Source organism: Waltera sp. (genome assembly GCF_046969025.1).
GTDB lineage: Bacteria > Bacillota > Clostridia > Lachnospirales > Lachnospiraceae > Acetatifactor > Acetatifactor acetigignens.
Window position 1 is genome coordinate 1 of sequence record NZ_JBKVQF010000030.1, and the last position, 21,814, is coordinate 21,814.

Below are 21,814 nucleotides of genomic sequence, written 5' to 3' on the forward strand. Positions count from 1 at the left end.
GACAGACAGATCCACGGCTTTGCCTCTCCGGGAACGATCCTGACCGGTGTGGAAAGCAGGACGTCTTCCCCGGTGCGGATCGAACGGGATGAAGAGTTACAGTCTGCCATCCGGGGTTGCTATCCCTGTGGAGAGGGGGCCGGATATGCCGGAGGAATCACTTCCGCCGCCATGGACGGTATCCGCGTAGCAGAACAGATCGCTTCACAGTTTGCTCCGCTACAGCGTTGACGTATGGCAGAAAATGTTATATGATTCAAATATTCAGAGATTGCATCCTGCAGATCGATTTTTCGGGGGAGGCGCTGAATATATTAACCTAATAATATGATGTCGGGGTCAAAAGCCCCCGACTTTGATGCCTACGGATTGCTCCGTGCTACGCACTCCCACAATCCACCCAATATTCGCATATCGTGGGATTATCATCCCACTTTTATGCTCATATCGGGGCGGGTCAAAAGGTCTTTTACCCACCTATGAGCAAGCTCATGTGGGCTTAGACCTTTTGACCCTGGCATCATAATATGGACTTAGAAAGGCAATCACGTGAATAACATAAGGGAACAAATCAAGGATAAGAAAAGAATCGTCGTTAAGATCGGTTCTTCCTCCTTACAGCATGCCGAGACGGGAGACCTGGATTATACTCGTCTGGAAAAGCTGGTAAGAGAGCTTTGCGATATCAGCAATCAGGGGAAAGAAGTCGTACTTGTGACTTCCGGTGCTATCGCCGCCGGAAAACAGGCAGTGCATTTAAAGACTACGGAGGGGCAGACTCAGGCAGAATCCATGGCGATCAAGCAGGCCTGTTCCGCCATCGGCCAGGCAAGACTGATGATGACCTACCAGAAGCTTTTTGCGGAGTACAATCAGGTAGCAGCACAGATCCTGATGACGAAAAATACCATCGTGGACAATCTGAACCGCTACAATGCCCATAATACCTTCACCCAGCTATTGAAAATGGGAGCAATTCCCGTTGTCAATGAAAATGATACGGTAGCGACCTACGAGATTGAGATTGGTGACAACGATACCCTGTCGGCTATTGTGGCAGCACTGATCGATGCAGATCTGCTAATCCTGTTGTCAGATATCGATGGCCTCTACACCGATGATCCCAGGCAGAATCCCAATGCGGAATTTATCGAACAGGTGGATGAACTCACGGAGGAATTCATGCATATGGGCAAGGCCAGTACCGGCAGTAATGTGGGGACCGGCGGCATGAATACCAAAATGATCGCGGCGAAGATTGCCACCAGTTCGGATGTGGATATGATCATTGCCAACAGCAAGGACATCGGAGTACTTCATCGTCTGTTATCCGGTGAAAACGAAGGTACTTTATTCGTGGCACATAAGGATGAAAGCTTTGATCTGCCGGAATTTGTACAGAATCTGCACAAAAATCAGTGATGATACGTCAACGAAAAGAGGAATACATTATGAATATGGATGAAAGAATAAAGCGCATCAATGAGCTTTATCATAAATCCCAGAGCGAGGGACTGACCGACGAAGAAAAGCTGGAACAGTCCATTCTCAGACAGGAATACGTGGACAGCATCAAGCGCAATATGAAGGCGCAGCTGGACAGCATCGAAATCGAAAGGCCGGACGGTACCATTGAAAAATTAAAGCCGTCCTATAAAAAGAAGAAATGAGCACTGAAGAACGCAGAGAAGTGAAAAAGAAACTGCGCAGGGAAGTGCTGGCCCGCAGGGCGGCACTGACGGAGCCGGAACGGGAGAGAGGGAATCTTCTCATTACCGAGCGGATTCTGGGACACCAGTGGTATTACCTCTCGGATACGATTCTGGGCTTTGTCAGCTACGGAAGTGAAATCTGCACGACAGAGATTCTGGAGAATGCTCTGCAGGATGGCAAACGTGTCTATGTTCCGAAGGTGGAAGGTCAGGAAATGCGTTTTTACCGGATTCAATCCCTGGCGGAATTGAAAGAGGGCTATAAGGGAATCCTGGAGCCGGAAGGCAATACGGAGAGCTATGAATATGCTCCCGAAGAGGCAGCAAACTGTCTGCTTCTGATGCCGGGAAGTGTATTTGATCCCCTGGGCAACCGGATGGGATACGGCGGCGGATTTTATGACCGCTATCTGGCAGACAGGGAAGCCTTAAGACTTCGCAGTATTGCTGTCGGGTTCCGCTGCCAGCAGGTCGAAAGTGTTCCTGTGGAAGAGACAGATGTAAAGCCCTATCAGGTGATTTTGGTATAAATCTTTGGTTTTGGAAAGGCGGGGAAGGAATGTCGGAACTTTTAGAACTGGGAAAAAATGCCTGCGATGCCAAATATGTATTGCAGAAGCTTACTACAGAAGAGAAAAACAAGGCGCTGCAGACAGCGGCAAATGATCTGTGTGAAAGACAGGAAGAGATCCTTGCAGCCAACGTACTGGATCTGGAAAACGGGAAAAACAACGGAATGAATCCGGGACTGCTGGATCGTCTGAAGCTTACCGGAGAGAGAATCGCGCAGATTGCAGAGGGCCTTCGGCAGATTGCGGCTCTTCCGGATTGCATCGGTGAGACCATAGAACATTTCGAACGTCCCAACGGACTGAAAATCGATAAAGTCAGAGTACCGTTAGGGGTTATCGGCATTATCTATGAGGCTCGTCCCAACGTGACGGCGGATGCCTTCGGATTGTGCTTTAAGACGGGAAATGCAGTGATCTTAAAGGGAGGCAGCGATGCCATTCATTCCAATATCGCTATTGTCAAAGTATTACAGGATGCACTGGAAGCCTGCAGTATGCCCAGGACTGCCGTACAGCTGATCGAAGATACGGATCGTGCGGTCACTGCGCAGTTTATGAAGATGAAGGAATATGTGGATGTGCTGATCCCAAGAGGCGGTGCGGGACTGATCCGCAGCGTGGTGGAGAACAGCACGATCCCCGTCATAGAGACCGGAACCGGCAACTGCCACGTCTATGTGGACAAGGATGCGGATGTGGATATGGCGGTAAAAATACTGATGAATGCCAAGACCCAGCGGATCGGTGTCTGCAATGCCTGTGAGTCTCTGGTGGTGCATCGTGCCGTCCGGGATAAGTTCCTTCCGAAGATGGCGGAAGCCCTGAAGACGAAGAACGTAGAACTGCGGGGAGACGAAAGCACCCGGGAGATCCTGCCGGACTGCATTCCCGCTACAGAAGAAGATTACGGTACGGAGTATCTGGATTATATTCTATCTGTCAAGACTGTGGACAGCGTGGAAGAGGCCATTGCCCATATCAACCGTTACAATACGAAGCATTCCGAATGTATCGTGACGGAAAATACGGAGACTGCAGAGAAATTTTTAAACGAAGTGGATGCAGCCTGTGTTTATGTCAATGCCTCCACAAGATTTACAGACGGTTTCGAGTTTGGATTTGGCGCAGAAATCGGTATCAGCACCCAGAAGCTGCATGCCAGAGGTCCCATGGGCCTGAAGGAGCTGACCTCCTATAAATACAAGATACATGGAAACGGTCAGATCCGCAGATAAGCATTTGCGACCCGCCACAGGCGGATAATCTGCGTATTCTCCGGCTGGGTATTTTGTCCTGTATGCAAAGACATCTGTCGGAAATAACTATAGAGGAAGAGGAGAAAATTTATGAAAGAAGTAAATGGAAGTATTTGGCACACTATGAGCACCAAGAGAGTCACTCCCACAGATTTTGTCTGTGTCATCGAGATCTCCAAGGGCAGCAAGAACAAGTATGAACTGGACAAGGAGACAGGCCTTCTGATCCTGGATCGTATCCTGCATACCTCCACCCATTATCCTGCGAACTACGGTTTTATTCCCAGAACCTACGGTGATGATGGTGACCCGTTAGACGTATTGTTACTGTGTTCCGAGCCGGTACAGCCCATGACACTGGTAAGAGCGTATCCCATCGGCGTGATCTCCATGCTGGACAACGGCAAAAATGACGAGAAGATCATTGCAGTTCCTTTCAATGATCCCAATTACAACTGCTATCATGATATTTCCGAGCTGCCCAGTCATGTGGTGGACGAGATGGAGCATTTCTTCACAGTATATAAGGCACTGGAGAACAAGACCACTGCTGTCAATGAAAAGGGCGACAGAGATGAGGCAATTGAAGTCATTAAAAAGTGTCTGGACAATTACATTGATACCTTTATCAAGAGTTGGTAAGCTGTTGATAATTGATTTTCAACAATCACAAAGCACCGTATTTCCCATGCAGTTCATTGGGGGATACGGTGTTTATTTCTATAAACTATTGAAAAAAATTGTCAAAACCCCTAGATTTTTTAAAGGAAATATGAGAGAATGAACACGACCATTATGATATTATTTTATCAATAGTATTATAAGTACATATTGAAAGGAGATTTCACATGATTTATTCAAAAGAAGTTGAAGAAATGTGTCCCGTTGCACAGGGCGTACATCATGGTTGTGCTCCCATTCCCGAAGAGGCAAAATGGGTGCAGGCAAAAGAAGTTAAGGATATTTCCGGTCTGACTCACGGTGTGGGCTGGTGTGCACCTCAGCAGGGTGCATGTAAACTGACCCTGAACGTTAAGGAAGGTATCATCCAGGAGGCTCTGGTTGAGACCGTTGGATGTTCCGGTATGACTCACTCCGCAGCTATGGCTGCTGAAATCCTGCCCGGTCTGACCGTTATGGAAGCTTTAAATACTGACCTTGTATGTGATGCAATCAATACCGCTATGAGAGAGCTGTTCTTACAGATCGTTTATGGTCGTACCCAGAGTGCATTCTCTGAGGAAGGTCTGCCTGTAGGCGCAGGTCTGGAAGACCTTGGTAAGGGCTTAAGAAGCCAGGTTGGTACTATGTACGGTACTCTGAAGAAGGGTCCCCGTTATCTGGAGATGGCAGAAGGTTATGTAACCGGTATCGCTCTGGACAAGGATGATCAGATCATCGGTTACCAGTTTGTTAACCTGGGCAAGATGACCGACTTCATCAAGAAGGGTGACGATGCCAACACTGCATGGGAGAAGGCTAAGGGCCAGTATGGTCGTGTAGACGATGCAGTTAAGATCATCGATCCCAGAAAACAATAAGATACAGGAGGACAGAAAAAATGGCTTTATTTGAATCATATGAAAGACGTATTGATAAGATCAACGCTGTACTGAACAGCTATGGTATCTCCTCTATCGAAGAAGCAGAGAAGATCACAAAAGATGCAGGCCTGGATGTATACGATCAGGTAAAGAAGATCCAGCCCATCTGTTTTGAAAATGCTTGCTGGGCTTACACTGTAGGCGCTGCAATTGCAATCAAGAAAGGCTGCAGAAAGGCATCTGAAGCAGCTGCAGCTATCGGCGAAGGTTTACAGGCATTCTGTATCCCCGGTTCCGTTGCTGATACCCGTAAGGTAGGTCTTGGCCATGGTAACCTGGGCAAGATGCTGCTGGAAGAGGATACTGACTGTTTCTGTTTCCTGGCAGGACATGAGTCTTTCGCAGCAGCAGAAGGTGCTATCGGTATCGCAGAGAAGGCTAACAAAGTTCGTCAGAAGCCTTTACGTGTTATCCTGAACGGTCTTGGTAAGGATGCTGCAAAGATTATTTCCCGTATCAACGGATTTACCTTTGTTGAGACCTCTTATGATCCTTACACCAACACCGTTACCGAAGTAGAGAGAATCGCTTACTCCGAGGGACTTCGTGCTAAGGTTAACTGCTACGGCGCTAACAGCGTTCCCGAAGGCGTAGCTATCATGTGGAAGGAGAACGTAGACGTATCCATCACCGGTAACTCTACCAACCCTACCAGATTCCAGCATCCCGTAGCTGGTACTTACAAGAAGGAGAGACTGGAAGCAGGCAAGAAGTACTTCTCCGTAGCTTCCGGCGGCGGTACCGGACGTACTCTGCATCCCGATAACATGGCTGCAGGTCCCGCTTCTTACGGTTTCACCGATACTCTGGGCCGTATGCACTCTGACGCGCAGTTCGCTGGTTCTTCCTCCGTACCTGCACACGTTGAGATGATGGGTCTGATCGGCATGGGCAACAACCCGATGGTAGGTGCTACCGTAGCTGTTGCTGTATCCATCGAGGAAGCTGCTAAGGCTGGTAAGTTCTAAAACATAAAATCAGATAAATCAAGGATTTCAAGGCTCCCGACATTGTTCGGGAGTCTTTTTTTCCACAAAATTACTTTGTAATCGAACATGCATTCTGCTATAATCATTTATAGAAAGTGTTTGAAAGGAGGCAGCAATGGAATCACAATCCCATACTTATATTGCCATGGATCTGAAGTCTTTTTATGCCTCCGTGGAGTGCGTTGACAGAGGGCTGGATCCTTTGAATACGAATCTGGTGGTGGCGGATGCTTCCCGGACGCAGAAGACCATCTGCCTGGCGGTATCTCCCTCTCTGAAATCCTATGGAATCCCGGGACGGGCAAGACTGTTCGAAGTGATCTCCAAAGTAAGAGAAGTAAATGCCATGCGGAAAGTGCGGTCCCCTGGCGGCAGATTTTTGGGAAAAAGCACCTTTGCGGATGAATTGCAGAGGCATCCGGAACTGGAAGTTGGTTTTGTGACCGCCACGCCCCGGATGGCGAGATATCTGGAATATAGTACCCAGATCTATAATATTTATTTGAAATATATCGCACCGGAAGATATTCATGTCTATTCTATTGATGAAGTGTTTCTGGATGTGACACAATACCTGAAGACCTATGGTATGACAGCGAGAGAACTAGCATCCAGAATTGCAACAGAGATTCTGGAGAAAAAAGGGCTGACCGCCACAGCAGGAATTGGAACCAATCTGTACCTGTGCAAGATTGCCATGGATATTGTAGCGAAGCATATGGAACCGGATGATAACGGAGTCCGGATTGCCGAATTGGATGAGATCAGCTATCGGGAACTTTTGTGGGATCACAGGCCGCTGACGGATTTCTGGAGAGTCGGCGCCGGATACCGCAAGAAGCTGGAAGCCGCCGGAATGTTTACCATGGGCGATGTGGCCAGATGCTCTATCGGAGGACTGGGAGATTACTATAACGAAGATTTGCTGTACCGGATGTTCGGCATCAATGCGGAGCTTTTGATCGATCATGCCTGGGGGTATGAGCCGGTGACCATGGACCTGATCAAATCCTATCGACCGGAGACTAACTGTATCAGCTCCGGCCAGGTACTGCATTGCGCCACGGATTTTATGCAGGCCAAGATCGTAGTCCGGGAAATGGCAGAACAGCTGGCAATGGATCTGGTGGAAAAAAAGCTGGTCACAGATCAGATCGTGCTGACTGTTGGCTATGATATTGACAACCTGAAGATTCCGGAGATCGCAGATCATTATCATGGTGAAATCACGGTAGATCGTTATGGCAGAAGCGTGCCGAAGCATGCCCACGGCACTGGAAACCTTGATGCAATGACTGCATCAGTCAGCAGGATTACAGAGACAACAATGGGATTATATGAACGGATTGTAGATCCCATGCTGCTGACCCGAAGAATCACTCTGGTGGCCAATCATCTAAAGGATGCGGACAGCGTAAAGGAAGAGCCGTTCTACGAACAGATGGATCTGTTCTCCGGAGGCTTTTTGCAAACGGGGCAGAAAGAAACTTCCCGGGAAACAAAGCAGCTGGAAAAGGAACGGCTGGAAAAAGAAAAACACTTGCAGGAAGCAATGCTCAGCGTAAAATCAAAGTATGGAAAGAATGCGATTCTGAAGGCTGCCGATCTGCAGGAGGGAGCCACAACCATAGACAGGAACCGTCAGATTGGCGGACATAAGGCATAATATTTATCGGACCACAAAATCCGATAACAGGAAAAGAGTAAAAAGATGAATGAAAAATATAAGGACATGCTCCATCTGCCTCACCCGGTGTCAGCCACCCATCCCCGAATGGCTTTACAGGACCGTGCTGCACAGTTTTCACCGTTTGCAGCATTGGCGGGATATGATGACGCTCTGAGAGAAACGGCCCGCCGGACAGACCGTTTTGTGGAACTGGATGAGGACAGGAAGCAGGAGCTCGACCGCCAGATTTCTTATTTGCAACAGCATCTGCTGGACACAGTGCCGGTGAAAATTATTTATTTTGTGCCGGATGAGAAAAAGGACGGCGGCAGTTATACTGCCGTAGAAGGCTGTGTCCGCAAAATCGATGAGAACACAAAAAGCCTTCGGATACAGGGAACAGAAATTCCGGTAGAGAGGATCTACGGGATCGATTTTCTGTAGTTACATTGTAAATAGTTCAGAGAAATGCTAAAATATTACCAATAGTATTTTGTGAACAAGAATGGAAAGGAATTTCTGACAATGAAGAAAAAATGTATCAGTACAGCAACACTGTCAGTGCTTTTGCTTGTACTGTTTCTTCCTGTTTTCTATTATATAGTATTCTACGGGACCAATATGAACTACAACGAAATGCATAAGATCATTACCGTGGAGGGAAATAAAGTACTATCCCTGTGCGCGGTGATCGGAGTGGCTGTACTGGGGGCAGCGTACTATTTTCTGCGAAAGATTCCTTACACCGGACGCATAGCAGTCTGGTTTACCGGGATCACACTGGCAGTCTGTATTCTGTTCTGTCTTGTGAATATAAAAATATCCAAATGCATTGCATTTTACGGTGGCTGGGATTGCGGCATGGTGGCCAATTCCGCCCGCTGGCTTTATGAGGGCCAGACACTGGGGTATGACGATTACTATACGATCTACAGTAATAATATTCCCGTTACATGGCTTTTGTATCAGTTGTATTCTTTTGCCTCAGGACTTAAGGGGTATCCCTACAATCCGGAATTTATCTGGATCCAGTTCCAGTGCGTCATGCTGTCACTGGCGGTATTCTGTTCAGTACTTCTGGTCCTTCAGGTCAGCAGGAACCTTGGAATTTCCGTGATTGCCCTGGTCTTTCAGAGCATCTTTCTGGGAATCTCTCCCTGGAAGATTATTCCCTATACGGACGGAAGCACCATTGCCATGCCGATCCTGATTCTTCTACTGTATTCATTGTTCCGGAAGAATGGGAGAAAACGGAAATACCTTTTATGGTTTTTGATAATGTTTCTGGGGTGCCTTGGCGGAATCATGAAAGCCACCTGCTATGTCACATTGATTGCGGTAGTACTGGTGGATCTGGTATGGTCCGCCTGGGAAGAGGTGCCAATGCGTAAGCGGCTGCAGAAGATCGGCTTAAAAATCTTGCTTCTGATAGCGGCTTTCGGACTTGGGGCTTTCTGTAAGCATGGAATCTACTGTTCCGTACAGTATGATTATAATGCGGATATGGAGATCGGCTGGAGTAATTATATGTATAACGGCCTCAATGAGGATACTACCGGGGCCTGTTCCGGAGAGGGACTTGAGATCGTACGATCTTTTGCTGGTACGGATAAAAATACCCGGATACAATATGAGATGGAAGGAATCCGCAAAAGAATCGGTGATCGTGGTATTTGGGGTACAATCCGGTTCTGGCTGCGTAAGCAGGTCATGAATTTTAACGACGGGACGTTCAGCTGGTATCAGGAAGGGTATTTTCAGGCGTGGGAATATCCGTTGAACATAGACAGCTCCTGGAAAGAACCTCTGAGGGCTTTTTACTGGCAGGACGGCAGCAATTATATCTGGTTTACGACGATCAGCCAGGGATTATGGCTTTTTGTACTGTTGGGAGTCATAACAGAGGCCGGTATGCTTTTGTGGACGGCGGCGTCAACAATCCGCAGACCCAAATACCGGACAGAAGAGAACCTGTCTGACCGGCTGTGTCTTTCTACTGTGATGATCGTTACATTTATCGGTATGTTTTTATTTGTTATGTTATTCGAGGCAAGAGCCAGATATCTATATAATACCATTCCGGTATTCTCTGTCATGGCAGTTTTTGGATATTACGAATTGTATCGGAAATTATTCATATTTTGTGACAAAAGGCGGAAATAACTTCGTTTTCCGGTAGAAATTGCACGTTATGAGAGCCTATAATGTGAAAATAACACTGGTAAAATATACAAACATCCTGTATAATGTACAGTAATGACTGAGAAATGAGTCAGGAACAAAAAAGAGGGAGGAAGAATAAATGTACTTTTGTAAGAATTGCGGCGAGCCTTATATGACAGACGAAGCTGTGATGTGCGTAAAGTGCGGTGTGGCCAAGGGACAGGGGAATAATTACTGCCATAACTGCGGTAAGCCTTTAGCTCCGGATGCAGCAGTATGTTTAAACTGTGGCGTAGCCAATAAGCAGGCACCGGCACCGGATGCAAAATCCAAACTGGTAGCCGGTCTGTTGGCAATTTTCCTTGGTACGTTCGGCGTACATAATTTCTATCTTGGCTATACCGGTAAGGCAGTTACCCAATTGGTACTTTCCATCGTGGGAATCCTTTTATGCTGTGTGGTAGTCGGCGTATTCATTGTTATGGGTGTAGGTATCTGGGGACTGGTAGAAGGTATCATGATCCTGACCGGCAAGATCGACACAGACGGCAAGGGTAATCCCCTGGCAGATTAATATCAGGCCTTTTCCAGGCCAGAAAGAGGAGAAAATGGACGGACAGAATTTTGAAAATGAAAACAATGTTACAGTAGATACTACTGCAACAGAAGTAAGCTCCGCAGCAGAAACTGTACAGGAGACCCCGGTAACAGAACAGCCTGTGAACAATTATCAGGATTATACCGCAAATGTACAGCCTCAGGCAGCTGCAACAGCTCCTGTACAGCAGCCGGAGAACAAAGAAACCAATGTACTGGCTATTGTCAGCCTGGTACTGGGTATCCTTTCCATCGTACTTGGATGCTGCACCGGATGGATCGGCGCACTGTTTGGAATCGGTGGTATTATTTGCGCAGTATTTGCCAACAAGCAGGGCAAGACCGGCCTGGCAAAGGCTGGACTGATCTGTTCTATCATTGGTATTGTACTGGGAATTATCATTACAATCTTAGCTGCTGTATTTTCTGTAGCATTTATGAGTGAACTTGCAAACTACTACTAAAAACCAGCGGAGCCTGGAAGATCAGCTTTATATTGCAGGATGGATATTTCTGCTGGTCGGAAGCATCGGAAGCTTTCTGTATCTTCATATAATCGTTCCGAGACTGCAGGGATATACCTGCGTGGTCTATCGAATATTTGGGATTTACTGTCCCGGCTGTGGTGGAACGAGAGCGGTAAGTGCACTGCTTACTGGACATCCGCTACTGGCCACCTGGTATCATCCACTGGTTACGTATACTGTTGTTATCTTTGGAGGTTTTATGCTAAGTCAGACCCTTGCCAGATTACATATTGGCAGGATCAAAGGCTGGCGCTTTCATGAATGGCATCTGTATGCGGCGGTAGGGATCATGATAGGGAACTTTATTCTGAAGAATATTTTGCTTCTGAAGTTTCACATTACATTATGACTGTATTTGCATTTTTTACATATACAGAATATTTTATCGCACAAAAGTGCAGAGGGAGAAAACATGAATAAAAAAACTACGGGTATCATTGCTTACATTACCTGGATCGGCTGGATCGTTGCTTTTTGCGCAGGTGACAAAGAGGGTGCTAAGTTCCATCTGAATCAGGCTCTGGTTATTCTGATCGGCCAGATCGTTGCAGCAGTAATCAACTACATTCCTTATGTAGGTGGTATTGTTGGCACTATCTTAAGCATCTTTCTGTTTGTATGCTGGATCATGGGTCTGATTTATGCTTGCCAGGAGCAGGAGAAGGAAGTTCCTCTGATCGGCCAGATCAAGATTTTAAAATAATAAAAATGAAAATAAGTCATAAAAAGAATCCCCGGTGTTCATTACATCGGGGATTCTTTTTATGGGTGCGCCTGGCAGCGCACGTTTCTGTGATTATTAAAAAATTGTAACTATTCTGCAGCAGAAGCAGCCGCTGTTTCCTCTGCAGTGGTCAGATTTACATCTTCGGGCTGTTCACCGTGCAGGAAAGTGATGATGATCTGGATCCGCTTGTAAGCTCTGGCATAATTTTCCTTTGCATAGTCTGCGGTCAGCTGATTGTAACCACCGTTATCATAGGCATCGTGGTAACTCTCTACCGCAGTGGTCATATATTCGCTTGCTTCATCGGCAAGAGATTCCAGATAATCAAATTCAGTAGGAAAATCCAACGCTGCAAAATCCTGAAAAGCGCTGTCCAGCTGATCCAGATAACCGAGAAGTTCATCGGTGGCATTTTCGGATGTCGCATCTACGTTGTTGATCTCGGTATCTATATCGGAGATCTCGGTACAAAAAGAATCTATTTCCTCCTTAAACTGTGTCAGCGCAGGATCCTTTCCGCAGGCGGTAAGCGTAAGTGCGGTCAGCAGTCCGGCCGTAAGGGCAAGTATTTTTTTCTTCAAAATTATATCCTCCAAATCATTTGATCCATCTAAAAATTTATCATATTCTGCAGTTTTACGCAACCTTATAATGTTAAAACGTCCCCTTTACGAATAAAAGGACATTGTGGTATGATTAAAAGAATCAAGATACAGGAAAAGAGAACTATGACAAGAGAAGAATTTATTACGTTAAGTAAAGACCATATTTTATATCTGGACGGCGCTACAGGATCCAATCTGGTGAAGGCAGGAATGCCTTCCGGCGTCTGCCCGGAGCAGTGGATCCTGGAGCATCAGGATGTCATGCTGCAATTACAGAAGGATTACGTGCAGGCGGGAACCAATATCCTGTATGCCCCTACCTTTACCGCCAATCGCGTCAAACTGGCGGAATATCATCTGGAAAAAAATATGACTTCCATGATTCGTGATCTGGTGGCTATTTCGAAGAAAGCGGCAGAGAGTACTCCGGGACATCCGGTTTATGTGGCCGGTGATCTCACAATGACTGGTGAACAGTTAAAGCCCATGGGAAAAATGGAGCTGGAAACACTGATCGATATTTATAAAGAGCAGATTCTTTGTCTGGTGGATGCCGGGGCGGATCTTCTGGTGGTGGAGACCATGATGAGCCTGGCGGAGACCAGAGCGGCACTGATCGCGGCGAAAGAAGTCTGTGATTTGCCGGTAATCGCTACACTGACCTTTGAAGCGGATGGAAGAACTTTGTTCGGTACGGATGCGAAAACGGCGGCCATTGTGTTGGAAAGCCTGGGGGCCAGTGCTATCGGTGCCAACTGTTCCACAGGTCCGGCTCAGATGGAGAGCATTATTTCGGAGATGGTGTCCCATACCAGAATTCCTGTAATTGCAAAACCCAATGCCGGACTTCCTTTTCTGGATGAAAACGGAACTACCTGCTACAACATGGAAGCAGAAGAGTTTGCAGAAGAGATGGAAGTACTGGTCAATGCCGGAGCTACGATTCTTGGCGGCTGTTGTGGTACCACTCCGGAATTCATAAGACAGATCCATGAACGATTTGGTACAGATGCGAAGGTTGCAGCATCCCGAAGACCGGATGGAATTCGGTATCTGACCTCCGAACGTATTACCCACAGCTTTGGGCTGGATGACGGCTTTTTCGTTGTGGGAGAACGTATCAATCCTACCGGCAAGAAAGCACTTCAGGCACAGCTTCGTGAGGGCAGCTTTGAAAAGGTGATACAGTTTGCCGAAGAACAGGACGCCTGCGGTGCCAAGGTACTGGATATCAATATGGGCATGAGCGGTATCGACGAGAAAGCCAGCATGCTTCGGGCTCTGGAGGAAGTCAGCGGTGTCACGAACCTGCCTCTTTCCCTGGATTCCAGCTACGTGGAAGTCTTAGAAGCTGCACTGCGTAATTATCCCGGACGTGCTCTGGTCAATTCTGTATCTCTGGAGACGGAAAAATTTGAAAAACTACTTCCCATTGTAGCCAAATACGGTGCTATGTTTATCCTGCTTCCTTTGTCGGATGCGGGACTGCCCAAGGATATAGAAGAGAAGAAAGAGATTATTCACAAGATTTATGACCGGGCACTTTCTCTGGGAATGTGCAAAGAAGATATCGTGGTGGACGGTCTGGTGGCAACGGTAGGTGCCAATCCGAAAGCTGCACTGGAAACGTTGGAGACCATCCGCTATTGCAAAGAGAACGGTTTTGCCACGATCTGCGGTCTGTCCAACATTTCCTTCGCCATGCCGGAGAGAAGTTTTGTTAATACCGCATTCCTGACGCTGGCAATTCAGGCGGGACTGACCATGGCTATTGCCAATCCTTCCCAGGAACTTCTGATGAGCTGTGCTTTGGCTGCGGATCTGCTGTTGAACAAAGAAGAAGCCGCTCTTCGCTATATCGAGTACGCCGGTGGCGTCAGGGAGCGCAGAGAAGAGAAAGAAGTGGAACTGGCAAAAAAACTGGCCCTGCTGGAAAATCAGGGAACAACCGCCAAGACAGGCACTGCCGGCAATGCCGCCAAAGAAACGACTGCTGATAACGGTCCGCAGATCAATGAAATGCAGGACAAGCTGAAGACGGCGGTACTGAAAGGCAACCGTAACGGCATTGTAAAGATCACGAAGGAAGCATTGGAAAGCGGAGAGAAACCTGCGGAGCTATTGAATCAGGTACTGCTTCCCGCCATTAATCAGGTAGGTGAATTCTTTGATCAGGGCAAGTATTTTCTGCCGCAGCTGATTGCCAGTGCGGAAGCCATGAAGAATTCCATCGAGGTGCTGGAACCGTTGCTGCAGACCGGAGGTACCGGAGAAGAAATGCCGGTGGTGGTCATTGCCACGGTGGAAGGAGATATCCATGATATCGGCAAGAATCTGGTGGCACTGATGTTAAAAAACCACGGATTCCATGTGATCGATCTGGGCAAGGATGTGCCGCAGGCGAAAATTCTGGAGTCGGCGAAAGAACATCATGCGGAATTTATTGCCCTGTCAGCACTGATGACCACCACCATGCAGAGAATGCGGGAGATCGTGGCAGCCGCAAAAGAAGAAGGCATCACCGCCAAGATCATCATCGGCGGCGCTGTCATTACGCAGGAATATGCGGATGAGATCGGTGCCGACGGCTATTCCAAGGATGCGGCGGATGCCGTGAAACTGGCCAAAAGCCTGATGTAAAAGAGTCTGAAACAACAGAAATAATGGAGTATAGATAAAGGAGCAAAGCAAAATGATTGGAGCAGATGCGATTATTAAATGTCTGGAAGCAGAGGGGGTAAGTACTGTTTTCGGATATCCCGGTGTTGCCATATGTCCTTTTTTCAACAGCATTCTGGATTCTGACATCAAAACGGTGTTGATCCGTACAGAACAGAACGCGGCCCATGCGGCCAGCGGTGTTGCCCGTATGACCGGAAGACCCGGTGTATGTGCGGTGACCTCCGGCCCCGGTGCCACCAATGTGATCACCGGTATTGCCACGGCATTTGCTGACAGTATCCCCATGATCTGCATTACCGGTCAGGTCAACAGTGAACTGCTGGGCAGTGATGTGTTCCAGGAGGCGGATATTACCGGCGCCGTGGAATCTTTTGTAAAATACAGCTATCTGGTGAAAAATGTAAATGATATTCCCAGAGTGTTCAAGGAAGCATTTTATATTGCCAATACCGGTAGAAAAGGGCCGGTATTGATCGATATTCCCATTGATATCCAGAATGCAACGATCAAAAATTTCCATTATCCGGAAGAAGTGAATCTACGTACCTACAAGCCTACCGTCAAAGGACATGCCGTGCAGATCAAGAAGGTTATCAAAGAGCTGGAGCGGGCGAAACGTCCCATTATCTGTGCCGGAGGAGGAGTCCTGCTCAGTGAGGCCGAGGAGGAGCTGCGCAGCTTTGCGGAAGAACACGGTATTCCCGTGGTGTCCACCATGATGGGTATCGGTGTTATGCCTACCGAACATCCGCTTTATTATGGAATGGTGGGCAATAACGGTAAGACTTATGCCAACCGTGCCATGAACGAATCGGATCTGCTGATCATGGTGGGAGCCAGAGTGGCAGATCGCGCGGTCAGTCAGCCGGATCTCATCACAAGAAACAAAGTGCTGGTGCACATTGACGTGGATCCTGCGGAGATCGGCAAAAATGCGGGTCCTTCCATTCCACTGGTAGGTGATGCAAAACACATCTTCCAGGATTTTCAGAAAGAAGAATTTGACTGTAACTACGAGGAATGGCTCACTACATTGAATGAATATCGTTCTACCATGGAGAAGAAGAGAACCCCCAATCCCGATTATGTGGATCCTGCAGCATTTATCACAAGACTTTCCGAGAAGATGCAGGAGGACGGTGTCTATGTGGCGGACGTGGGACAGAATCAGATCTGGTCCTGTGGCTATCACATTGTGAAAAAAGGCAAATTCCTGACCTCCGGCGGTATGGGAACCATGGGTTATTCTATTCCGGCAGCCATGGGAGCCAAGACAGCGGCCATGGATAAGCAGGTTATTGCGGTATGCGGTGACGGTTCCTTTCAGATGTCCATGATGGAGCTGGCTACGATCAGACAGCACAATATCCCGGTAAAGATCATCGTGCTAAAGAACAATTATCTGGGTATGGTAAGGGAATACCAGCACTATACCTACAAAGATCATTATTCTGTCGTGGATCTGTCCGGAAGCCCGGATCTGGAGAAATTATCTGCGGCCTATGATATTCCGTATCTGCGATTGAACAACATGGAACACGTGGATGAGATTCTGGACGCTTTTCTGGCGGAAGACAATACCATGCTGTTAGAATGTCTGATCGATCCGATGGATCTGGTAAAATAACGGAAGGGAGCTGTACTTAAAATGAAGAGAATATATTCCGTATTGGTAGAGAACCGTTCCGGTGTTCTGTGCAAGGTAGCCGGTCTGTTCTCCAGAAGATGTTTTAATATTGACAGCCTTGCCGTGGGAGAGACTGATGACCATGCAGTTTCCTGTATGACCATTGTAAGCTCCGGTGATGAGCGTACCCTAGAGCAGATTGAAAAGCAGCTGAATAAGAAACTGGATGTCATCAAAGTGAAGACTTTGTCCCAGGAACAGTGCTATACCCGGGAATTAATGTTATTAAAAGTTAAATATAACAAGAATAATCGTAGGGATATTATAGAAATCTGTGACATTATGAAAACAGAGATCGTAGATATGTCAAAACACTTTATGATGCTGCAGATTTGCGATGCTCCGGAGAAAATCGACACTCTGATCAAGATGCTTCAGACCATCAGTATTGTGGAAGTAGCTCGAACAGGAACCTTGGCATTATCAAAATGCACGGAAAATGATGATTAAAATACATCAATCATAATGTTAAATTCACTAATTGACATTCTGTAGTCATCTTGCTATATTAAGAATACAGTTGCTGCTCCGTCAGGGAGGACGGCTGTAGAAATACGAAAGGTATGGTAGATATTCATGCAGAAAAAAGTATTTCAGCTGTTGGTTGACAACACTTCAGGTGTGTTGAGCCGTATTGCCGGATTGTTTTCCCGTCGCGGTTACAACATCGAAAGTATTACGGCAGGTGTGACCGCCGATCCCCGTTTTACCAGAATCACCATTGTGACATCGGGAGATGACGATATTCTGGAACAGATCGAGAAGCAGGTGGGAAAACTTGTGGATGTCCGGGATATTAAGGAACTGGACCCGGATGACAGCGTGTACCGCGAACTGGTACTGGTCAAGGTGAAAGTAGATCCCGAAAAGCGTCTGGAGATTCGCCAGGGGGTAGAATTCCTTGCCAACAATTTCCGTGCGAAGATCATTGATGTAGGTGCGGAGAATCTGATCGTTGAATTTACCGGTAATCACAGCAAGGTCAATGCGCTGATCCAGCGTTTTACGGAAGAGTACGAAGTGTTGGAGCTTGCCAGAACCGGTATCACAGGTCTGGGAAGAGGTATCGAGAACGTTACCTATATTGAAGATTGAGGACTGACAGGCGTAAGACCTCACACTTTATGTTAGCTCTAGGGAAGATCCCTATCAGTTATAAATTTTATGTCTCATAACGGAGGAGAAGAAAATGGCTAAGATTTTTTATCAGGAAGATTGTAATCTCTCTTTATTAGAGGGTAAGACTATCGCAATTATCGGCTACGGCAGCCAGGGTCATGCACATGCACTGAACCTGAAGGATTCCGGATGTCATGTTATCATCGGTCTGTACGAGGGCTCCAAGTCCTGGGCAAAGGCTGAGGCACAGGGGTTCGAAGTATTCACCGCTGCAGAAGCTGCAAAGCGTGCTGACATCATCATGATCCTGATCAATGATGAGAAGCAGGCTGATCTGTACAAGAACGACATCGAGCCCAACCTGGAAGAGGGCAATATGCTGATGTTCGCTCATGGTTTCAACATTCATTTCGGATGTATCGTACCTCCCAAGAACGTTGATGTTACCATGATCGCTCCCAAGGGACCCGGACATACCGTAAGAAGTGAGTATCAGGCTGGTAAGGGTGTTCCCTGTCTGATCGCTGTAGAGCAGGATGCAACCGGTAAGGCTCAGGATCTGGCACTGGCTTATGCACTGGGTATCGGCGGCGCAAGAGCAGGCGTTCTGGAGACCACTTTCAGAACCGAGACCGAGACCGATCTGTTCGGTGAGCAGGCAGTTCTGTGTGGCGGCGTATGTGCTCTGATGCAGGCTGGTTTCGAGACTCTGGTTGAGGCTGGTTACGATCCCAGAAATGCATACTTCGAGTGTATCCATGAGATGAAGCTGATCGTAGATCTGATCTACCAGAGTGGTTTCGCAGGCATGAGATATTCTATCTCCAACACCGCTGAGTATGGTGACTACATCACCGGCCCCAAGCTGATCACCGAGGAGACCAAGAAGACCATGAAGAAGATCCTGTCCGATATTCAGGATGGTACTTTTGCTAAGGAATTCCTGTTAGATATGTCTCCCGCAGGCAAGCAGGTTCACTTCAAGGCTATGAGAAAGCTTGCTGCTGAGCATCCTTCCGAGAAGGTCGGCGAAGAGATCCGTAAGCTTTACAGCTGGAACAACGAGAGTGATAAGCTGATCAACAACTAATCAACTGTAAAAAATCCAATGCTATGACAAAAGGGCTGTGTAAGAATGTAAAAGTTCTGACACAGCCTTGTTTTGACAAAAAATCAGTTGTTTTCAAAGGAAAACCGCAAAAACAAACTGGAAAATACATATTAATTGCGATAAAATGAATAAGTAAGCCCGAAAAATAGAAACGTGGCATTGAAACATGAAACAGATCTGTGGACAGGAAAAGACATAAATGCGCAGATCACGGAAAGGCATGAAAAGCGGTATGAAAGATTTTGAAGCAAAAACCTCTCCCAGGCAGAAAATGGATACCGAAAGCTGGTTTATCGAATGTTACCGGAACAATCAGGGGCATCCTCTGCGGACGTTAGTGCATCTGTACAAGGGAAATTATCATAAATTTGTTCTGGCAGTCATCTGCTTTTTTGCAAAGCATGCCTGCGTCTGGGTACTGCCGATCATTACGGCCAATATCATCAATGATGTGACATCCCACAACCCGGATACTTTTCGGAACATTATTTTTTACAGTATTCTGGAAGCAGGGCTGATCCTGCTGAACATTCCGATGAACTATCTGTATACTTCCTACAAGAGTCTGGCCACCCGCTATGCGGAGACGGGACTGAGGAAAGCATTGATCCGAAAGCTTCAGCAGTTATCCATTTCCTATCATGTGGAGACTCAGTCCGGGCGATTGCAGTCCAAGATCATGCGTGACGTGGAAGCGGTAGAGGGGCTTTCCACACAGTTATTTTTAAGCATTCTGAACATTGCGCTGAATATCGGTGTGGCGCTGGTGGTCACCATCAGCAAGAGCCGGATCGTATTTATCTTTTTCCTTTTGACCACACCGGTAGCAGCCATCACCATGGTCACTTTCCGGAATATCATGAAAAAACGGAATACTGAATTCCGTAAGGAAATGGAAGAGACTTCCGCCAGAGTCATGGAAATGGTGGAACTTGTGCCTGTGACTAGAGCACATGCCCTGGAGGACGAAGAAGTGGCAAAAATGAGCGGCCAGCTTTTTGCTGTGGCGGAAAAAGGCTACAAACTGGATCTGATCCAGGCATTGTTTGGCTCGGTGGGCTGGGCAGTATTCCAGATCTTCCAGGTGATCTGTCTGGCATTTACCGGATATCTGGCCATTGGCGGCAAAATTCAGGCAGGCGATATCACATTGTACCAGAGTTATTTTGCCACGGTAGTCAATCAGGTGTCCTCCATCGTCACCCTGCTGCCTACCATTGCCAAGGGTATTGAATCCGTCAATTCCATCGGTGAAGTATTGTTATCTGAAGATATCGAAGATAATGAGGGCAAGGAAAAACTGGAACAGGTGACCGGTACTTTTGATTTTGAGGACGTATGTTTCCATTATAAAAATAACGAACATAATGTATTGAACCATCTGAATCTTCATGTGAAATCGGGAGAGACTATTGCACTGGTGGGAGAATCCGGCGCCGGAAAGTCTACGATCCTGAATCTGGTCATTGGTTTTAATCAGGCGGAAAGCGGAAAAGTCCTGATCGATGGCAAGGATATCAGTAAGATCGATCTACGCACCTACCGAAAGCACCTGGCTGTAGTTCCCCAGACTTCGATCCTGTTCTCCGGAACGATCCGTGACAATATCACTTACGGTTGCGAAAATGTGTCGGAGGAAGAACTGCAGAAAGTGATCAAAGCTGCCAATCTGTCGGATCTGATCGCATCACTGCCTAAGGGTCTGGATACCATGGTGGGAGAGCACGGCGGCAAACTGTCTGGCGGTCAGAGACAGCGTATCTCCATTGCCAGAGCACTGATCCGGGATCCGAAGGTGATCGTACTGGATGAAGCCACCTCGGCTCTGGACAGTATTTCAGAAAAGCTGATCCAGCAGGCGCTGAACAATCTGACAGAAGGGCGTACCACCTTTATCGTGGCCCACAGACTGTCCACCATCCGGGATGCCGACAGGATCGCGGTCATTGCAGACGGTCGCTGCGCAGAGTACGGCACTTATGAAGAACTTATGGCTCTGCAGGGAGAATTTTATCAGTTGAAACAGATTCAGAGCTGATGGAAATCAGAAAACAGAAAAGTTGCTTGAAACATATGTTCGGCTATGGTATGATAAACATATCGTAGCCGATTTTTACAGGTTACTATTTGCAGGACAGGAAAGACGAGGACTTAGTATATATGTTTGCATATGTGAATGGCTTTTTGGAAGATGCCACGGTAGATAACGCTGTGATCGATGTCAACGGATTTGGCATCAATGTAAGGATTTCTGCGGATACAGCCTCCAGGCTGCCGGGAATCGGAGAAGAAGTTCGGCTTTACACTTATACCTATGTGAAGGAAGATGCTTTTTTACTATATGGTTTTCTCTCCCGAAGTGATCTGGAAATGTTCAAGCTGTGCATTACAGTCAGCGGAATCGGTCCAAAGGGAGCGCTGGCAATATTATCGGTCATGGATGCAGATGCTCTGCGGTTTGCCATTATGTCCGGGGATGCCAAGGCAATCTCCAGGGCCCCGGGAGTGGGAGCCCGGACGGCGCAGCGCCTGATTCTGGAATTAAAAGATAAGCTCTCCATTGATGATACACTGATCTCCAGAGAGATCGCCGCAGGCGGAGCCCAGGGAATCCTGACTGCCGGCAGCCTGCACATTGACAGTGAGAAGAAAAAGGAAGCCGTGGAAGCACTGGTGGCACTGGGATACGGACAGGCAGAGAGCCTCAAGGCTGTCAATGCCCTTGAGGATGTGGAGACCATGGATTCCGGCGCGATTCTGAAAGCTGCCCTGAAAAAATTGTTTTAAGGAACCG

Annotated in this window: 22 protein-coding genes and 1 pseudogene; 22 read left to right on the plus strand and 1 reads right to left on the minus strand. The window is 47.3% G+C overall.

What is annotated here, in order from left to right:
- The 15 genes and pseudogenes from ACLTOH_RS13675 to ACLTOH_RS13745 form a co-directional block, all read left to right on the plus strand.
- Nucleotides 1–231: pseudogene (locus ACLTOH_RS13675) on the plus strand (FAD-dependent oxidoreductase); the annotation flags it as partial.
- A 318-nt stretch (nucleotides 232–549) separates the two neighbouring features.
- Nucleotides 550–1,422, plus strand: a complete 873-nt coding sequence (gene proB, locus ACLTOH_RS13680) for a glutamate 5-kinase (RefSeq protein ID WP_022312796.1) — start codon at nucleotides 550–552, stop codon at nucleotides 1,420–1,422.
- A 29-nt stretch (nucleotides 1,423–1,451) separates the two neighbouring features.
- Nucleotides 1,452–1,670 carry a DUF896 domain-containing protein gene (locus tag ACLTOH_RS13685; RefSeq protein WP_022312795.1) on the plus strand — a complete coding sequence of 73 codons (219 nt, stop codon included), beginning with the start codon at nucleotides 1,452–1,454 and terminating at the stop codon, nucleotides 1,668–1,670.
- Complete coding sequence (locus ACLTOH_RS13690) at nucleotides 1,667–2,242, plus strand: 5-formyltetrahydrofolate cyclo-ligase (RefSeq protein WP_022312794.1); 576 nt, start codon at nucleotides 1,667–1,669, stop codon at nucleotides 2,240–2,242. The genes ACLTOH_RS13685 and ACLTOH_RS13690 overlap by 4 nt, the downstream gene beginning before the upstream one ends.
- A 29-nt stretch (nucleotides 2,243–2,271) precedes the next feature.
- Nucleotides 2,272–3,519, plus strand: coding sequence for a glutamate-5-semialdehyde dehydrogenase (locus tag ACLTOH_RS13695; protein WP_337417280.1), 1,248 nt, complete (start codon nucleotides 2,272–2,274; stop codon nucleotides 3,517–3,519).
- Between the two features lie 111 nt (nucleotides 3,520–3,630).
- Complete coding sequence (locus ACLTOH_RS13700) at nucleotides 3,631–4,182, plus strand: inorganic diphosphatase (protein ID WP_022312792.1); 552 nt, start codon at nucleotides 3,631–3,633, stop codon at nucleotides 4,180–4,182.
- Between the two features lie 206 nt (nucleotides 4,183–4,388).
- Nucleotides 4,389–5,081, plus strand: a complete 693-nt coding sequence (locus ACLTOH_RS13705) for an iron-sulfur cluster assembly scaffold protein (protein WP_022155100.1) — start codon at nucleotides 4,389–4,391, stop codon at nucleotides 5,079–5,081.
- Between the two features lie 20 nt (nucleotides 5,082–5,101).
- Entirely contained in the window at nucleotides 5,102–6,112 is a 1,011-nt protein-coding gene (locus ACLTOH_RS13710) for a GGGtGRT protein (RefSeq protein WP_118503774.1), read from the plus strand.
- A gap of 136 nt (nucleotides 6,113–6,248) precedes the next feature.
- Nucleotides 6,249–7,799, plus strand: a complete 1,551-nt coding sequence (locus ACLTOH_RS13715; protein WP_412224263.1) for a DNA methylase — start codon at nucleotides 6,249–6,251, stop codon at nucleotides 7,797–7,799.
- A gap of 45 nt (nucleotides 7,800–7,844) precedes the next feature.
- Nucleotides 7,845–8,246 carry a hypothetical protein gene (locus tag ACLTOH_RS13720; protein WP_022312888.1) on the plus strand — a complete coding sequence of 134 codons (402 nt, stop codon included), beginning with the start codon at nucleotides 7,845–7,847 and terminating at the stop codon, nucleotides 8,244–8,246.
- Between the two features lie 81 nt (nucleotides 8,247–8,327).
- Entirely contained in the window at nucleotides 8,328–9,965 is a 1,638-nt protein-coding gene (locus ACLTOH_RS13725; RefSeq protein ID WP_118669127.1) for a hypothetical protein, read from the plus strand.
- 139 nt (nucleotides 9,966–10,104) lie between these two features.
- Nucleotides 10,105–10,539, plus strand: a complete 435-nt coding sequence (locus ACLTOH_RS13730; protein ID WP_022312890.1) for a TM2 domain-containing protein — start codon at nucleotides 10,105–10,107, stop codon at nucleotides 10,537–10,539.
- 34 nt (nucleotides 10,540–10,573) lie between these two features.
- Nucleotides 10,574–11,026: a DUF4190 domain-containing protein gene (locus tag ACLTOH_RS13735; RefSeq protein WP_022312891.1), complete on the plus strand. Its 453-nt coding sequence runs from the start codon at nucleotides 10,574–10,576 to the stop codon at nucleotides 11,024–11,026.
- On the plus strand, nucleotides 11,010–11,438 hold the full coding sequence (locus ACLTOH_RS13740) for a DUF2752 domain-containing protein (protein WP_227733224.1): 429 nt from the start codon (nucleotides 11,010–11,012) through the stop codon (nucleotides 11,436–11,438). The genes ACLTOH_RS13735 and ACLTOH_RS13740 overlap by 17 nt, the downstream gene beginning before the upstream one ends.
- Nucleotides 11,439–11,501: 63 nt before the next feature.
- Nucleotides 11,502–11,792: a DUF4870 domain-containing protein gene (locus ACLTOH_RS13745; RefSeq protein WP_022312893.1), complete on the plus strand. Its 291-nt coding sequence runs from the start codon at nucleotides 11,502–11,504 to the stop codon at nucleotides 11,790–11,792.
- Nucleotides 11,793–11,902: 110 nt separating this feature from the next.
- On the opposite strand, the gene ACLTOH_RS13750 is transcribed toward ACLTOH_RS13745, so the two are convergent.
- On the minus strand, nucleotides 11,903–12,397 hold the full coding sequence (locus ACLTOH_RS13750) for a hypothetical protein (RefSeq protein ID WP_022312894.1): 495 nt from the start codon (nucleotides 12,395–12,397) through the stop codon (nucleotides 11,903–11,905).
- A gap of 147 nt (nucleotides 12,398–12,544) precedes the next feature.
- On the opposite strand from ACLTOH_RS13750, the gene ACLTOH_RS13755 reads away from it, so the two are divergent.
- From ACLTOH_RS13755 to ruvA, 7 genes are all read left to right on the plus strand, one after another.
- Nucleotides 12,545–15,061 carry a homocysteine S-methyltransferase family protein gene (locus ACLTOH_RS13755; protein ID WP_412224264.1) on the plus strand — a complete coding sequence of 839 codons (2,517 nt, stop codon included), beginning with the start codon at nucleotides 12,545–12,547 and terminating at the stop codon, nucleotides 15,059–15,061.
- A gap of 52 nt (nucleotides 15,062–15,113) precedes the next feature.
- Nucleotides 15,114–16,730, plus strand: a complete 1,617-nt coding sequence (ilvB, locus tag ACLTOH_RS13760; RefSeq protein ID WP_022312896.1) for a biosynthetic-type acetolactate synthase large subunit — start codon at nucleotides 15,114–15,116, stop codon at nucleotides 16,728–16,730.
- Nucleotides 16,731–16,751: 21 nt separating this feature from the next.
- A complete protein-coding gene (ilvN, locus tag ACLTOH_RS13765; RefSeq protein WP_022312897.1) occupies nucleotides 16,752–17,240 on the plus strand; it encodes an acetolactate synthase small subunit in 489 nt (162 codons plus the stop codon).
- Nucleotides 17,241–17,366: 126 nt separating this feature from the next.
- A complete protein-coding gene (gene ilvN / locus ACLTOH_RS13770; protein ID WP_022312898.1) occupies nucleotides 17,367–17,885 on the plus strand; it encodes an acetolactate synthase small subunit in 519 nt (172 codons plus the stop codon).
- A 94-nt stretch (nucleotides 17,886–17,979) separates the two neighbouring features.
- Nucleotides 17,980–18,999 (plus strand): ketol-acid reductoisomerase, encoded by a 1,020-nt coding sequence (ilvC, locus tag ACLTOH_RS13775; protein ID WP_118503785.1) that lies wholly within the window; start codon nucleotides 17,980–17,982, stop codon nucleotides 18,997–18,999.
- A 253-nt stretch (nucleotides 19,000–19,252) separates the two neighbouring features.
- Entirely contained in the window at nucleotides 19,253–21,058 is a 1,806-nt protein-coding gene (locus ACLTOH_RS13780; RefSeq protein ID WP_118731085.1) for an ABC transporter ATP-binding protein, read from the plus strand.
- 122 nt (nucleotides 21,059–21,180) lie between these two features.
- Nucleotides 21,181–21,807: a Holliday junction branch migration protein RuvA gene (gene ruvA / locus ACLTOH_RS13785; RefSeq protein WP_118503787.1), complete on the plus strand. Its 627-nt coding sequence runs from the start codon at nucleotides 21,181–21,183 to the stop codon at nucleotides 21,805–21,807.
- Nucleotides 21,808–21,814: the final 7 nt, after the last annotated feature.